The 14558-nt window shown below is 36.4% G+C and carries 13 protein-coding genes; 8 read left to right on the forward strand and 5 right to left on the reverse strand.

Annotated elements, in window-relative coordinates:
- Window positions 1-13 precede the first annotated feature (13 nt).
- Window positions 14-1153 (forward strand): 5-(carboxyamino)imidazole ribonucleotide synthase, encoded by a 1140-nt coding sequence (locus CPT03_RS09395; RefSeq protein WP_099438611.1) that lies wholly within the window; start codon window positions 14-16, stop codon window positions 1151-1153.
- Entirely contained in the window at window positions 1153-1635 is a 483-nt protein-coding gene (gene purE, locus CPT03_RS09400; RefSeq protein WP_099438612.1) for a 5-(carboxyamino)imidazole ribonucleotide mutase, read from the forward strand. Before CPT03_RS09395 ends, purE begins: the two co-directional genes overlap by 1 nt.
- An 83-nt stretch (window positions 1636-1718) precedes the next feature.
- Here purE and CPT03_RS09405 read toward each other — a convergent pair whose 3' ends face one another.
- Complete coding sequence (locus CPT03_RS09405; RefSeq protein ID WP_099438613.1) at window positions 1719-2282, reverse strand: YqgE/AlgH family protein; 564 nt, start codon at window positions 2280-2282, stop codon at window positions 1719-1721.
- A 47-nt stretch (window positions 2283-2329) separates the two neighbouring features.
- Here CPT03_RS09405 and pdxH point away from each other — a divergent pair, with 47 nt between their 5' ends.
- From pdxH to ruvB, 3 genes are all read left to right on the forward strand, one after another.
- On the forward strand, window positions 2330-2980 hold the full coding sequence (gene pdxH / locus CPT03_RS09410) for a pyridoxamine 5'-phosphate oxidase (RefSeq protein WP_099438614.1): 651 nt from the start codon (window positions 2330-2332) through the stop codon (window positions 2978-2980).
- Window positions 2981-2990: 10 nt separating this feature from the next.
- Window positions 2991-3881 carry a 3-hydroxybutyryl-CoA dehydrogenase gene (locus CPT03_RS09415; RefSeq protein ID WP_099438615.1) on the forward strand — a complete coding sequence of 297 codons (891 nt, stop codon included), beginning with the start codon at window positions 2991-2993 and terminating at the stop codon, window positions 3879-3881.
- A gap of 148 nt (window positions 3882-4029) precedes the next feature.
- A complete protein-coding gene (gene ruvB, locus CPT03_RS09420; RefSeq protein WP_099438616.1) occupies window positions 4030-5052 on the forward strand; it encodes a Holliday junction branch migration DNA helicase RuvB in 1023 nt (340 codons plus the stop codon).
- A 13-nt stretch (window positions 5053-5065) separates the two neighbouring features.
- On the opposite strand, the gene CPT03_RS09425 is transcribed toward ruvB, so the two are convergent.
- Window positions 5066-5275 (reverse strand): hypothetical protein, encoded by a 210-nt coding sequence (locus tag CPT03_RS09425; protein WP_099438617.1) that lies wholly within the window; start codon window positions 5273-5275, stop codon window positions 5066-5068.
- Window positions 5276-5351: 76 nt separating this feature from the next.
- Between CPT03_RS09425 and queG the strand changes: the two genes are divergently transcribed.
- Window positions 5352-6296, forward strand: a complete 945-nt coding sequence (gene queG, locus CPT03_RS09430) for a tRNA epoxyqueuosine(34) reductase QueG (RefSeq protein ID WP_099438618.1) — start codon at window positions 5352-5354, stop codon at window positions 6294-6296.
- Window positions 6297-6313: 17 nt separating this feature from the next.
- Here queG and CPT03_RS09435 read toward each other — a convergent pair whose 3' ends face one another.
- A complete protein-coding gene (locus CPT03_RS09435) occupies window positions 6314-7270 on the reverse strand; it encodes a 3'-5' exonuclease (RefSeq protein WP_099441063.1) in 957 nt (318 codons plus the stop codon).
- Between the two features lie 150 nt (window positions 7271-7420).
- On the opposite strand from CPT03_RS09435, the gene CPT03_RS09440 reads away from it, so the two are divergent.
- Window positions 7421-9397 (forward strand): DUF3857 domain-containing protein, encoded by a 1977-nt coding sequence (locus CPT03_RS09440; protein WP_099438619.1) that lies wholly within the window; start codon window positions 7421-7423, stop codon window positions 9395-9397.
- Entirely contained in the window at window positions 9397-11304 is a 1908-nt protein-coding gene (locus CPT03_RS09445) for a DUF3857 domain-containing protein (protein ID WP_172954156.1), read from the forward strand. The genes CPT03_RS09440 and CPT03_RS09445 overlap by 1 nt, the downstream gene beginning before the upstream one ends.
- Before the next feature lie 120 nt (window positions 11305-11424).
- On the opposite strand, the gene CPT03_RS09450 is transcribed toward CPT03_RS09445, so the two are convergent.
- The gene (locus tag CPT03_RS09450) at window positions 11425-11940 is read right to left on the reverse strand and encodes a C40 family peptidase (RefSeq protein WP_099438621.1); all 516 of its coding nucleotides are present in this window, start codon (window positions 11938-11940) and stop codon (window positions 11425-11427) included.
- 5 nt (window positions 11941-11945) lie between these two features.
- Window positions 11946-14555, reverse strand: coding sequence for a DNA mismatch repair protein MutS (mutS, locus tag CPT03_RS09455; RefSeq protein ID WP_099438622.1), 2610 nt, complete (start codon window positions 14553-14555; stop codon window positions 11946-11948).
- Window positions 14556-14558 lie beyond the last annotated feature (3 nt).

Below are 14558 nucleotides of genomic sequence, written 5' to 3' on the forward strand. Positions count from 1 at the left end.
TTTTCATATAGATATGGCAAAACAGATAAGTGATTTAAAATTGGGCATACTTGGAGGCGGACAATTAGGTAGAATGCTGATACAAGAGGCTATCAATTATAACTTAACCACTTTAATTTTAGATCCCGATAACGAAGCTCCTTGTAAACATATAGCAAACTATTTTGAATGCGGCTCAATTACTGATTTCGATACCGTTTATAATTTTGGTAAAAAAGCCGACATCATTACTATTGAAATAGAAAAAGTAAATATTGAGGCACTTGAGCAATTAGAAAAAGAAGGTAAACATGTTTATCCTCAATCGAGGGTAATTCGTTTAATTCAGGATAAAGGTGTTCAAAAACAGTTTTTTAAAGAGAATGATATTCCTACTGCACCGTTTCAATTGGTAAACAGTCAGGAGGATATGTTAAACAGCAGTATTCCTTTTCCTTACATACTTAAACAGCGTAAAGATGGATACGATGGCAAAGGGGTAATGAAAATAAATAATGCCGCAGATGTTGAAAATGCGTTTGAAGGGCCTTGTTTAATTGAGGAACTTGTAGATTTTGAAAAAGAAATTGCAGTTATTGTAGCCAGAAACCCTAACGGAGATGTAAAAACTTTTCCTATGGTTGAAATGGAATTCAATGCAGAAGCGAACCTTGTTGAGTTTCTGATCTCGCCATCTACATACCCCGAAGCAATACAGGAGCGAGCTGAAGTTATTGCAAAAAACATAGCTTCGTCATTAAATATTACCGGATTACTGGCTGTTGAAATGTTCATTACCAGAGATGGCAATATTTTAGTAAATGAACTTGCCCCTCGTCCTCATAATAGTGGTCACCACACCATAGAAGGCAACTATGTATCTCAGTTTGAGCAACATTTAAGGGCAATATTTAACTTACCTTTGGGTGATACCCGCGCAATAAACAATGCGGTGATGATTAACCTGCTTGGCGAAAAGAACCACAATGGGGTAGCAAAATACCATGGATTAGAAAAAATCATGGCAATTGATGGTGTATATGTACATTTGTATGGAAAAAAATATACCAAGCCTTTCCGTAAAATGGGTCATATTACTGTTGTTGATCAAAACCGTGAAAGTGCAATAGAAAAAGCAAATTATATTAAAAATACATTAAAAGTTATTTCCTGATGAGCGTACAAGTTGGCATTATAATGGGCAGCAAATCTGATCTTCATATTATGAAGGATGCTGCTGATGTTTTTAAAGAATTCGGTGTTGAATTCGAAATGACAGTTGTTTCTGCTCACCGCACTCCTGAAAGGATGTTTGATTATGCAAAAAATGCTGCTGAACGTGGCTTAAAAGTAATTATTGCCGGTGCAGGTGGTGCAGCACACTTACCTGGAATGGTAGCTTCTATTACCGTGTTACCGGTAATTGGAGTTCCTGTAAAATCTTCAAATTCTATTGATGGATGGGATTCTATCCTTTCCATTTTACAAATGCCTAACGGTATCCCTGTTGCAACTGTAGCACTTAATGCCGCAAAAAATGCTGGCTTACTTGCTGTTCAAATACTTTCTACTGCTGATGCAAGTCTTGCAGTTAAAATGCAGGCTTATAAAGATGAGCTTAGAAAGAAGGTAGAAGAAAGTGCTTTGGAGCTTTAGAAGTATTTAGTAGTTGGTACTTAGTATTTAGACATTAGTCGAGTCACGCAACATGTCTAAATACTAAGTACTAAGACTATATACTAATTCAAATTAGGATTGCTTGGAAAATTACTAACGTGGGCAAACTTTGGGCCTAAGTTAATGATCACCTCCCGCCATAAATCCTCTTCATCATCAGAGAAAACCACATCGGCATTGTAAGTATCTGATACAATCCAGGTATTCCCGTTCAGTTCATCTTTAAGCTGCTCTACACCCCAGCCAGAATAGCCTATAAAAAACTTAATCTCGCTTGGATCAATTAACTTATTATTGACAAGTATTTTTAACGCCTCGAAATTACCTCCCCAATAAATACCTTTCGCTATTTCTTCTCCATCATTGAGTTTATTATAACAGCGATGCAAAAAATGAACAGTATCTGTACCTACTGGTCCGCCAATATATACAGGATAGTCGGCATTTTCGAGTTCAGGAATTAAATCACTTAATACAAGGGCGCTTCTTTGGTTCAATATAAAACCAATAGTTCCCTCATTCTCGTGCTCGGTAATTAATACTACAGAGCGTTTAAAATTAGGATCCATTAAAAATGGTTCGGAAATCAATAATTTACCTGCAGATGGTTCTAAGCGACTTAACATTTTAGAAATTTAAAACAAAATTAACTAAACTAACCCTATTTTTGTGTATGGACCTTACTAAAGAAAATATACAAAACCTACGCCAAGATTATCGCTCGGCAAGCCTTTCTGAAAATGATGTAGACAGCAATCCGATTCTTCAATTTAAAAAATGGTTTCAGGACGCAGTGAATTCACAGCTGTATGAACCAAATGTGATGACGCTTGCTACTTCTGACAGATTTGGAAAACCTACCGCAAGGATAGTGTTGCTTAAAGGAATAGATGAGGATGGTTTTGTATTTTACACCAATTACGAAAGCAAAAAAGGACATGATATAGTAGAAAACCCACAGGCTGCACTTGTTTTCTTTTGGCCTGAGCTAGAGCGACAAGTTAGGATTGAGGGTATGGTAAGTAAAGTTAGTGAAGAGGTCTCGTCTGAATATTTTCATTCTCGCCCTGTAGGTAGTCAAATTGGGGCTATGGCTTCTCCTCAAAGTGAAGTAATTATCGGTAGGGAATTGTTAGAGCGTAAAGTTGAGCAACTTACTACCCAATATGCCGGACAGGAAATTCCCCGTCCACTGCATTGGGGTGGCTATTTGGTTGAGCCTACCCACGTAGAATTCTGGCAAGGCAGACCTAGCAGGCTTCATGACAGAATTATTTATGATTTTGTGGAAGGTTCATGGATTATAAATAGATTAGCGCCGTAAAAAAACTTAAATGAAAAGGATCTCAGTAATTGGCTCTGGCACTATGGGCAATGGAATTGCGCATACTTTCGCACAATTCGGTTATCAGGTAAACCTGATTGACATTAACAATGAAGCGCTTGAAAGGGCTATTAATACAATTGAAAAAAACCTTGGCCGCCAGGTTTCAAAGGGTACAATCACTGAAACACAAAAGACCGATACGCTTAAAAACATTACTGTATTTACTGATATGCAATCGGGCGTTGCTAATGCAGAGCTTGTTGTTGAAGCTGCCACTGAGAACCTTGATTTAAAACTAAAAATATTTAGAGATCTGGATTCATTTGCTAATCCTGAAGCTATTTTAGCTAGCAACACATCTTCTATCTCTATCACCAAAATAGCATCTGTTACTAATAGAGGCGATAAAGTTATTGGAATGCATTTTATGAATCCGGTACCTGTGATGAAACTTGTTGAGGTAATTCGTGGTTATGCAACCAGTGATGAAACCACTACCACAGTAATGGAACTTTCCAAAAAGCTTGAAAAGGCACCTGTTGAAGTAAATGACTACCCGGGTTTTGTTGCCAATAGAATATTAATGCCCATGATAAATGAGGCCATTTATACGCTTTATGAGCATGTTGCTGGTGTTGAAGAAATTGATACAGTAATGAAGTTAGGAATGGCTCATCCGATGGGGCCATTGCAGCTTGCGGATTTTATAGGTTTGGATGTTTGTTTGGCTATATTACGTGTACTGCACGATGGATTTGGAAATCCTAAATATGCCCCCTGCCCTTTGCTGGTAAACATGGTTGCGGCAGGTAATAAAGGAATTAAATCTGGCGAAGGTTTTTATAATTATGCCGGAGGTGTTAAAGAGGCAAAAGTTGCAGCAAAGTTTAGTATATAGTTAGTATTTAGTAGGTAGTACTTAGTATTTAGATTAAAGGAAAGCTACAGAATAGAATTTAATATATCTGATTTTAAATGTATTTTTGGATGTTTAACACCATGTCTAAGTACTAAATACTAAGTACTAAATACTATATTAAAAATAAATGAACGAAAATCTTGATCCTTCTTCTGAAAACTTATCTCCTATTGAACGTGATATAGAGAAAGTGCTGCGTCCGCAGGCTTTTGAAGATTTTACAGGTCAGGATAAAATTATGGAAAACCTTAAAATCTTTGTAAAAGCTGCAAAGTTAAGAGGGGAACCATTAGACCATGTTTTATTACATGGCCCACCGGGATTAGGTAAAACTACACTTTCTCACATCATTGCCAATGAAATGGGAGTGGGAATTAAAATAACTTCGGGACCTGTTTTAGATAAACCGGGTGACCTTGCAGGCTTACTTACAAATCTGGATACTGGCGACATTTTATTTATAGATGAAATTCATAGGTTAAGTCCTCTTGTTGAAGAATATTTATATTCTGCAATGGAGGATTATAAGATTGACATCATGTTGGAAAGTGGCCCTAATGCCCGTTCTGTACAAATTAGCCTCAATCCATTTACTTTGGTTGGTGCAACTACCCGTTCTGGTTTGCTAACTGCTCCTTTAAGGGCAAGATTTGGAATTAACTCAAGACTGGCATACTACGACGCCAAACTACTTACAACCATAGTTTTAAGGTCATCACATATTTTAAAAACACCCATTACTGAAGAGGGTGCCTATGAAATAGCGCGCAGAAGCCGTGGTACACCACGTATTGCCAATGCACTATTAAGAAGAACAAGGGATTTTGCCCAGATTAAAGGCGACGGTAAAATTGATACAGAGATTGCCCGCTATGCACTTAATGCTTTAAATGTTGATGAACATGGCTTGGACGAGATGGACAATAAAATCCTTACCACCATTATAGATAAGTTTAAAGGTGGCCCTGTTGGCTTAAAAACGATTGCTACCGCAGTTGGAGATGATGAGGGAACCATTGAGGAGGTTTATGAGCCTTTTTTAATACAAGAAGGCTTTTTAATGCGTACCTCACGTGGCCGTGAAGCAACCGAAGCAGCATACAGGCATTTGAATAGAAATTTCCCTGGCCAAACAGGTAAGTTATTCTGATCATTGTGCCTCATTAGCCTTTAAAAAACAGCCAATAGATTAGTAAAGCGACTACCAAAATGGGAATTATCCATTTCAATACCGGAGCAGCTCCATTTTTATCGTATTCATCTACAGCCTGACGTGATGGTCCCGGATCATCCTGGTGTTTTGAATAATTCGTCTCTATTGGCTTATGAGGTTTGTGTGGATCCTCTGAGTGTTTAATTTCTAAATCATCCATAACAGTAAGTTTTAGTTTTCTAATAAACAATTAAAGGACTTAAAGGTTTGATAAGCAAAGATTATCTTTGCATTTTATGAATAGCAATTCAGCAAAATATAGCAAAATGATTAAAGATGAAGCCATCAGGTTAGGCTTCATGCAATGCGGTATTGCTAAAGCTGAATTCCTTGAAGATGAAGCACCCAGGCTGGAAAAATGGCTTAACAATAATTACCATGGTGAGATGGCTTACATGGAAAATCATTTTGATAAACGCCTTGACCCGAGATTACTTGTTGATGATTCAAAGTCAGTAATATCATTAACACTAAATTACTTCCCTGAAGAACAACAGACCGACCCGGATGCTCCAAAAATATCTAAATATGCTTATGGTACAGATTACCATCTGGTAATTAAAGACAAGCTTTTTCAGTTACTCAATTTTATTTCAGAGGAGATTGGTGAAGTGAGCGGTAGGGCTTTTGTAGATTCAGCTCCTGTTCTGGACCGTGCCTGGGCTAAACGTGCGGGTATTGGGTGGATTGGGAAAAACAGTAACCTGATTAGCAAGAAAAGTGGTTCCTTCTTTTTTTTGGCTGAACTTATTGTAGACCTGGATCTGCAATATGATAATGCTTTTGAGACTGACCATTGTGGAACCTGTACCAAATGTATTGACGCCTGCCCTACTGAAGCCATACTATCACCATTTATTATTGATGCCAAGAAGTGTATTTCTTATTTAACTATTGAGTTAAGAGAAGAAATACCTAGCACTTTTAATGATAAAATGGACAACTGGATGTTCGGTTGTGATATTTGCCAGGACGTGTGCCCGTGGAACAGATTTTCGGCACCTCATTCTGAGCCACAGTTTCAGCCTAATGAAAAACTCTTAAATATGAAAAGAGAAGACTGGCTTGATATTACTGAAGATGTATTTAAAAGTATATTTAAAAATTCAGCTGTTAAAAGAACCAAATTCAAAGGTCTAACGAGGAATATAGACTTTATAAAAAAACTGCCTGATAATTAATCGAGGCAGTTTCTTTTTTATTTTCCGAACTTCATTTTTAGCTGTTCCAGCATATCGTTGGTAACCTCAACTGCAGGTTTTTCTTTCTTAGGCTGGGGTTTATTAAATACAGGTCTTGGCTGATTTGGATTGGTGGGTTTATTTGGATTGGCAGGCTTATTTGCTGCTTTCTTTTTGTTCCATCTGTCCCATATTTCGCTTAACTTTTTCTTGGTGTATAATGGAAAATCGCCTTGTTTCATCCAGGCATAATAACTTGGCTCAGTATCAAAAACCTGTTCAACAGTTTTACCTTTATGTTTTCCAAAGTTAAAAGTCTCTTCGTCATTTTCATTAAAAACCATGCGGCCAGCAAAATCAACAGGCTTATTCAGGTTTGTAAAGGTATGTAGTGCATCTACATTGTTCTGTACCGGTTTTGATAAATTACCTTGTTTATCTTCAAAATCAGTATCCTTGTAACGCTCAATCTGGGCTAATAAAACGTGGTAAGTTGCAGTAATATCAGCTTCTGCAGAGTGTGCGTTTACAATATCTTTATCGCAGTAAAATTTATATGCAGCACGCAAAGTACGCTGCTCCATTTGATGAAATATATTCTGAACATCTACAAATTTCCTGTCAGACATATCAAAATCTACTCCTGCCCTTAAAAATTCTTCAAGTAAAACCGGAATATCAAATCTATTTGAGTTATATCCAGCTAAATCAGCATCTCCAATAAAATCAGAAAGCTCTTGTGCTACACCTTTAAATGTTGGCTCGTTGGCAATATCCTTATCATAAATTCCATGAATCAATGATGATTGTAATGGAATAGGCATTTCAGGGTTTATGCGAAGTGTTTTAATCTGTTCAGAGCCATCTGGCATAGCTTTTAATATGGCAATTTCTACTATACGATCGGCACCAACATTAACCCCGGTGGTTTCCAAATCAAAAAAAGCAAGCGGACGATTTAAATTTAATTTCATTTCTAACATTTTGTAGCTGTCCAAAAGTCGTAAAAATCATCCATTAAACCTTAAATTATTTGACAATCCATTAAATTCAGAAACAAATGGTTTTAACTTATTTTTTTATTTTCTTTGTTGTATCAATCTTAAACATTATTCCGCTCTAATATGAAACTTCTTTTCATTACTCTTTTATTATCTATTTTTTCTATTGTCTCTACACGTGCTCAGGATTTTGAATATGGAAGAATTACAGGAAATGATGTTGACTTAAAAAACACCAGTCTGGACAGCAATGCGAATGCTATGGTTATCAGAGAATTTGGTACTGCATCTGTACAATTCGATAATGCTACAGGCAAAACTTTTATTGTTTTTGATTATCATGCCCGTATCAAATTATTCAATAAACAAGGATTTGATCATGGCAATATCGTAATACCTCTAAATATATATCGCGATGGCGAAGACGAACTTAAAGAGCTAAAAGCTACCACAATAAACTTTGTAAATGGCCAATTAATTAAAACTGAACTGGATAAGAAAAAAGTATTTACCGAAAAAAAGAACAAATATGTTTCACTTACCAAATTCACTATGCCTAACCTTATGGAAGGGAGTATTATTGAATATAGTTACAAAGTAAACCTGCCAAGTATTTTCAACTTTAAAACATGGGAATTTCAGTCGGACATACCAAAACTACATAGTGAATACATAGCCTATATTCCTGCAATATATAATTACAATACTTCATTAAGAGGAGCTCAAAAACTAACTAAGCAGGATGCAAAAATAAACAAAGATTGCCTTAGCATTGCTGGAACTAAGATTGATTGTTCAAAAATGACTTACATAATGACTAATGTACCGGCATTGATTGAAGAGGACTATATGACTGCCCCAACAAATTTCAGGTCGGCAATTTATTATGAACTTTCTGATTACGTTATGCTCAACGGCGGCAGAAAGAGCATCACCAAAACCTGGAAAGATGTTGATTATGAATTAACTTCCGATAAATCTTTTGGTGCTCAAATGAAGCGAAAAGATGTATTTAAAGACATAATGCCTGAAATATTAGGCAAAGAAACCGACGATTTAAATAAAGCAAAAGCTATTTATACTTACATCGGCAAGAATATAAAAATGAATGGTTTTATTGGGTTTTATAGTGAAAACAACATAAAAACAGCTCTCGAAAAACATTCTGGAAATACGGGCGACATAAATTTGGCACTAATAGCAGCATTAAGTGCCGCAAATCTGGATGCAGAAGCCGTTATTTTATCTACAAGGGCAAATGGAGTGGTAAATAACCTCTACCCTGTGATCAGTGATTTTAATTATGTTGTTGCGAAGGTAAACATTGGTGATAATAGCTATTTATTAGACGCAACCCAACCATTATTACCATTCGGTTTATTACCGTTGCATTGTATAAATGGAAATGGCAGGGTTATCAATCTAAAAAAACCATCGTATTGGTATGACTTAAAAGCGAGTCAGAAAGAGTCTACAAAGTATATTTTAGACGCCGAATTGACCACAGAGGGAAAGCTAAAAGGTAAGCTAACCACCTATTCATTAGGATATTCGGCACTAAAAAAACGTCAGCGTATTGTAGCCGCTAATTCTGCAGATGAATATGTAGAAAAATTAGATGAACAAATGCCCGGAATAAGCATTTTAAAACATTCAATTGAAAACATTGACAGTCTGGATTATCCTCTGATTGAGAAGTATGAGATTGAGATGAAGGTTTTTGATAATTTAAATGCTGATCAATCTTACTTTAATCCATTTTTTATTGACCGAATAAGTAAAAATCCATTCAATTTAAATGAAAGAACCTATCCTGTTGATATGGGAGCTGCAAGTGAAGAAAGGATTACTATGATGATTAAACTACCTGCAAATATTTCTGTGGTTGATAAACCCAAGGATATGTCGATGGGGCTTTCAGATAATGGGGGTAAATATCTGGCTTCAACAGGTATGCAAGATAATTCATTTATTTTCAATCAGATGCTTCAGTTTAATAAACCTATTTATAGCTCTGATGATTATTTGTCGTTAAAAGAGTTTTACAGCCGGATTATACAATCGCAAAAAACTGATATCGTATTTAAAAAAACTAAATAATGTCTAAAAGGTTATTATTCCTTATTTTAATAGTAGTTTCCTTTAAAGGGTTTGCCCAGGAACAGCCAGATTACAACGTAGAAAATATTTCAGCCGGATTAAAAAGTCGTGCCAGCGCTGTAATCAGAAATATGGAGACTACTGTTGATATGCGTGCTCCCGAGAATGTTATCCTAAACATTAAAAAAGTGATCACAGTGCTTAATAAAAATGGAGAGCAGGCAGCAGCCCTTTTCCTTTTTTATAACAAAGCTACTTCTATTAAGGGGGTAAAGGGGATTATAATGGATTCTTTTGGAAAACCAACAGGAAAGTTTTCATTAAGCAATTTTCTTGATGAAAGTGCTGTAAGTGATTTTTCTTTATTTGAAGATGCCCGAATTAAAAGGTATAGTCCAAATGTTTTAACTTATCCCTATACCATATCGTACGAATATGAAATCAGGTTTAAACAAAACCTGATTATTCCGGATTGGTATGCAACACCATATTCTGACGTATCTGTTGAAAAAACAAGCTATACTTTTATTTCGAAACCCGATGATAAAATACGTATTAAGGAGTATAATTATAAAGGAACTGCAGATATAGTAAAATCTGATAAAGCTACCAGCAGAACATGGAAGGTTACTAACCTAAGTGCAATTAAGCGTGAACCTTATGCTCCTGATCCCGACAATTACCTTACTTATGTGAAAATAGCGCCTGAACAGTTTACCTATTATGGCCACAAAGGAAGTTATAGCAATTGGCAGGAACTGGGAAAATGGGTTTACGATGATCTTGTAAAAACAAGACAAACCCTTTCTCCGGATATTATACAGGAAATGAATAACCTGGTAAAAGGACTAGACAGCGATAAAGAAAAGGCAAAAAAGATTTACGAGTATGTTCAAAAGAAAACAAGATACATCAGTGTACAGGTTGGCATTGGTGGTTTTCAGCCGTTTGAGGCGGCAGAAGTACATCGTGTTTCTTATGGCGATTGTAAAGCTCTTGTTAATTATACTCAGAGTTTATTAAAGGCCGTTGGTATTAACAGTCTATATTGTGTGGTTTATGGCGACAATAATAAAAAGAGTATGGATCCTGATTTTGCCAGTATGGATCAGGGAAATCATATCATTTTATGCGTACCACTTAAAAGTGATACCACCTGGCTGGAATGCACTAGTCAGGATAGCCCTTTTGGATATTTAGGTAGTTTTACTGATGATCGTGTTGTACTTGCCTGCACAGAAGAGGGTGGCAAACTACTAAAAACGCCGGCATTAACAACTGCTGCAAGCTTACTTAAACGGAAAGCGGAGCTAAATCTGGATAAGGAGGGTAATATAAATGGCAAATTGCACACAGATTTTAGTGGTTCGCAATACGACAATTATCATCGTATTATTAGCAAGCCTTCTACTGAGCAATTGAAATTGTTAAAAGAAGAATATGATATTGATAACATTGATTTTAGCAATCTTAAACTTGTACAGAGGAAAGATAGTAACCCTGTAACTTCTGAATCGCTGGATTTGACTATTCAAAAATATGCGCCTAGAACAAACAATAGGATCTATATGGTACTTAATGCATTTAACAAAACCAACTCTATTCCTGAAGTTCGAAACAGAACATTACCGGTATATATAAACAGAGGTTTTACAGACGAGGATGAGATAGTCTATAACCTTCCTGAAGGATATAATATTGAGGCTAAGCCTAGTGACCGGGAAATTAAATCGCCTTTTGGCAGTTACACGGTAAGCGTTAAAATGGATGGTAAAAAGCTGATATATAACAGAAAGTTTGTTTTAAATAACGGAACTTATGCCGCTGATAAATACGAAAACCTGATGCAGTTTTTTAGCGATGTAAGTAGTTCAGATAACAGTAAGGTTATTTTTAAAGCAGATTAACTTAGAAATATAATTCCTAATGCTATTCCAATTACCATAATCAAATACATAAGGATTTCGGTAGTTGCAAAGCGTTTATACTTATTCCAAAAAGAGTCTTGTTTTTGATATGGCATAATTTTAGTTTTTAAAAGAACCTGCTTTAACCATTGCCTTTTGGTAAGCGGGAAGAGTTAAATCATCAACCACTACCCCGCGGGTTGTAGATGCATGAACAAAATAAGTGTCGTTAAGATATATACCAACATGATCTACAGCTCCGCCCCCAAAAGAAAAAAAGATAAGGTCTCCTTCTTTTAATTGACTTATGCTTTTTTCTTTAATTGTTTCGGCCTGATCGCGGGACCTCCTTGGCAAGCTATTACCATATATATCCTTTTGTAATAGAAAAGCAAAGCCGGAACAATCAATTCCTCCTTTATCCAGGCCACCTAAACGGTACCTTACACCTGACCATTCATTAATAAAGCGATACAATTGCTTGCTTTTTAAATGAGACATGGCATAAGCTATTTTAGATGCCGAATTTGGGTTTGGTTTTACAGTAGGTTTTCTAGAACCGCAGGAAGACAATACAATTATCATGAGTACAAATAGTAGGGCCTTAATATTTCCTTTCTGCGTATTCAAAATCATAGCTTTTATTGTTTTATTATGCGTTGTATTTCATCTAGCTTTAACAGTGCTTCGACCGGAGTTAGTATATTCACATCCAAATTATTCAAGGTATCTCTGATCTTAACTAAAACCGGATCATCAATGGCAAACATCTGTAACTGATAAGCCTGATTTTGAACCTTCTTAATGCTATCTTTAATACTCTGCCCTTCGGTTCTGTCTATTTCAAGCTTTTTAAGAATCTCATTTGCTCTATTGATCAGTTTAAGAGGCATACCTGCCATTTTAGCCACATGAATACCAAAACTATGTTCGCTGCCACCCGGTACTAATTTACGGAGGAAAATAACTTTATTTGAAGCCTCTTTGATAGATACATTAAAGTTTTTAATGCGGCTCATGGTATTTGCAAGCTCATTTAATTCATGGTAATGGGTTGCAAATAATGTTTTTGGTCGTGCGGTTGGGTGCGTATGCAAAAACTCTGCAATTGCCCATGCAATAGAAATACCATCATAAGTACTTGTTCCTCTGCCAATTTCATCCAGCAAGATAAGACTGTTATCAGAAATATTGTTCAGGATACTCGCGGTTTCATTCATTTCTACCATGAATGTACTTTCGCCCGAAGAAAGGTTATCAGATGCACCTACACGAGTAAATATCTTATCTATCAACCCTATGCTTGCAGCTTTTGCAGGCACAAAACAACCCATTTGGGCCATTAATACAATCAGGCCGGTTTGCCTCAATATTGCCGATTTACCCGACATATTGGGACCAGTAATGATAATGATCTGTTGCGTATCGTTGTCCAAAAACACATCATTGGTAATGTATTCTTCGCCTACAGGAAGCCTTTTTTCAATTACAGGATGCCTTCCTCCTTTAATATCCAATGCCTTTCCTGTAGTCACTTCAGGCTTTACATAGTGATTTTTAATAGCCAGTTGTGCAAAGCATAGCAACACATCTAATTGAGCTATTTGAAAAGCATTTAACTGAATCTGTTTAATATATGCTGCTACCTGGTATACCAGCTCATTGTATAAACGAATCTCTATCTGCTGTATTTTTTCTTCAGCACCAAGTATTTGTTCTTCGTATTCTTTTAATTCAGGTGTAATGTACCTCTCTGCACTTACGAGTGTTTGTTTTCTAATCCAATCTGCAGGTACTTTATCTTTATGCGTATGGGTAACCTCTAAATAATAACCAAAAACATTGTTAAAGGCTACTTTTAAAGATGGAATGCCAGTAGCAGCAGCCTCCCTTTTCTGTATTTCGACCAGATAATCTTTACCTCCAAAAGCTATTTTTCTAAGTCTGTCCAGATCCTCATCAATACCATCGGCTATAACACTGCCTTTAATCAATAATGCAGGCGGATCGGGATGCAATTCCCTTTCCAACTTTTCTCTAATGGTTAAACATGGATTCAATTGATCTGCAAGAACTGAAAGGAAGGGATTCTTTACCTCCTCGGCTATCTTTTTAACAGATTCTATATGATGTAAGGCTTTCTTTAGCTGGCAAAGTTCTCTGGGTCCCACTTTTTGCAGTCCTACCTTAGAAATTAGTCTTTCTAAATCACCAATTTGCTTAATATGAGTTAAAAACTCCTCTAAAAGAGATTCCTTTTTAATCAGAAATTCTACCACACCTAATCGTTCTTCAATAGGCTTAAGCTCCTTTAATGGCATTATAATCCATTTATGCAGCAAACGTGCACCCATTGGGGTTGATGTCTGATCAAGCACTTCGAATAACGTAATGGCATTATCATTGGCAGAACTTACCAGCTCCAGATTTCTGATCGTAAAACGATCCAACCACACATACTTACTTTCTTCTAAGCGGGATATTGACGAAATGTGCTTTAAGTTGCGATGTTCTGTTTCATTTAAATAATGAAGTACTACCCCTGCCGCAACAGTACCTGTTTGTAGTTTATCAACTCCAAATCCTTTTAAGGAAGTTACTTCAAAGTGCTTGGTTAAAATCTCATTAGAATAATCGCTTGTAAATGCCCAATCATCTAAATGAAAAGTATAGAACCTATCACCAAAGTTCTCCAGGAACTCCTTCCTTTTACTTTTCTGAAAAACTACCTCATTTGGTTTAAAACCCTGCAAAAGCTTATCAACATATTCTGCATCGCCTTGAGCTACAAGAAATTCGCCGGTTGAAATATCAGCAAACGATACGCCTATCGAATTTTTATCGAAATAAACCGCAGCCAGATAATTATTAGATTTTTGGCTTAATATATTGTCATTATAGGCTACCCCTGGTGTAACCAGTTCTGTAACACCTCTTTTTACAATTGTTTTTGTTGTCTTCGGATCCTCCAGTTGGTCGCAAATAGCTACCCTCTGGCCTGCCCTAACCAACTTTGACAGATAATTATCTAATGAATGATGAGGAAATCCGGCTAACTCTAATGCACCATTTGGCCCGGTACCTCTTCTGGTAAGTACAATACCTAATATCTGTGCAGTTTTGACAGCGTCCTCGCCAAATGTTTCATAGAAATCGCCAACCCTAAATAATAACAATGCTCCCGGATACTTTGCCTTTATAGCATTGTATTGTTGCATTAATGGGGTCTCTTTAGTATTATCTTTAGCCAAAAT

The sequence above is a fragment of the Pedobacter ginsengisoli genome (assembly GCF_002736205.1).
Taxonomy (GTDB): Bacteria; Bacteroidota; Bacteroidia; order Sphingobacteriales; family Sphingobacteriaceae; genus Pedobacter; species Pedobacter ginsengisoli_A.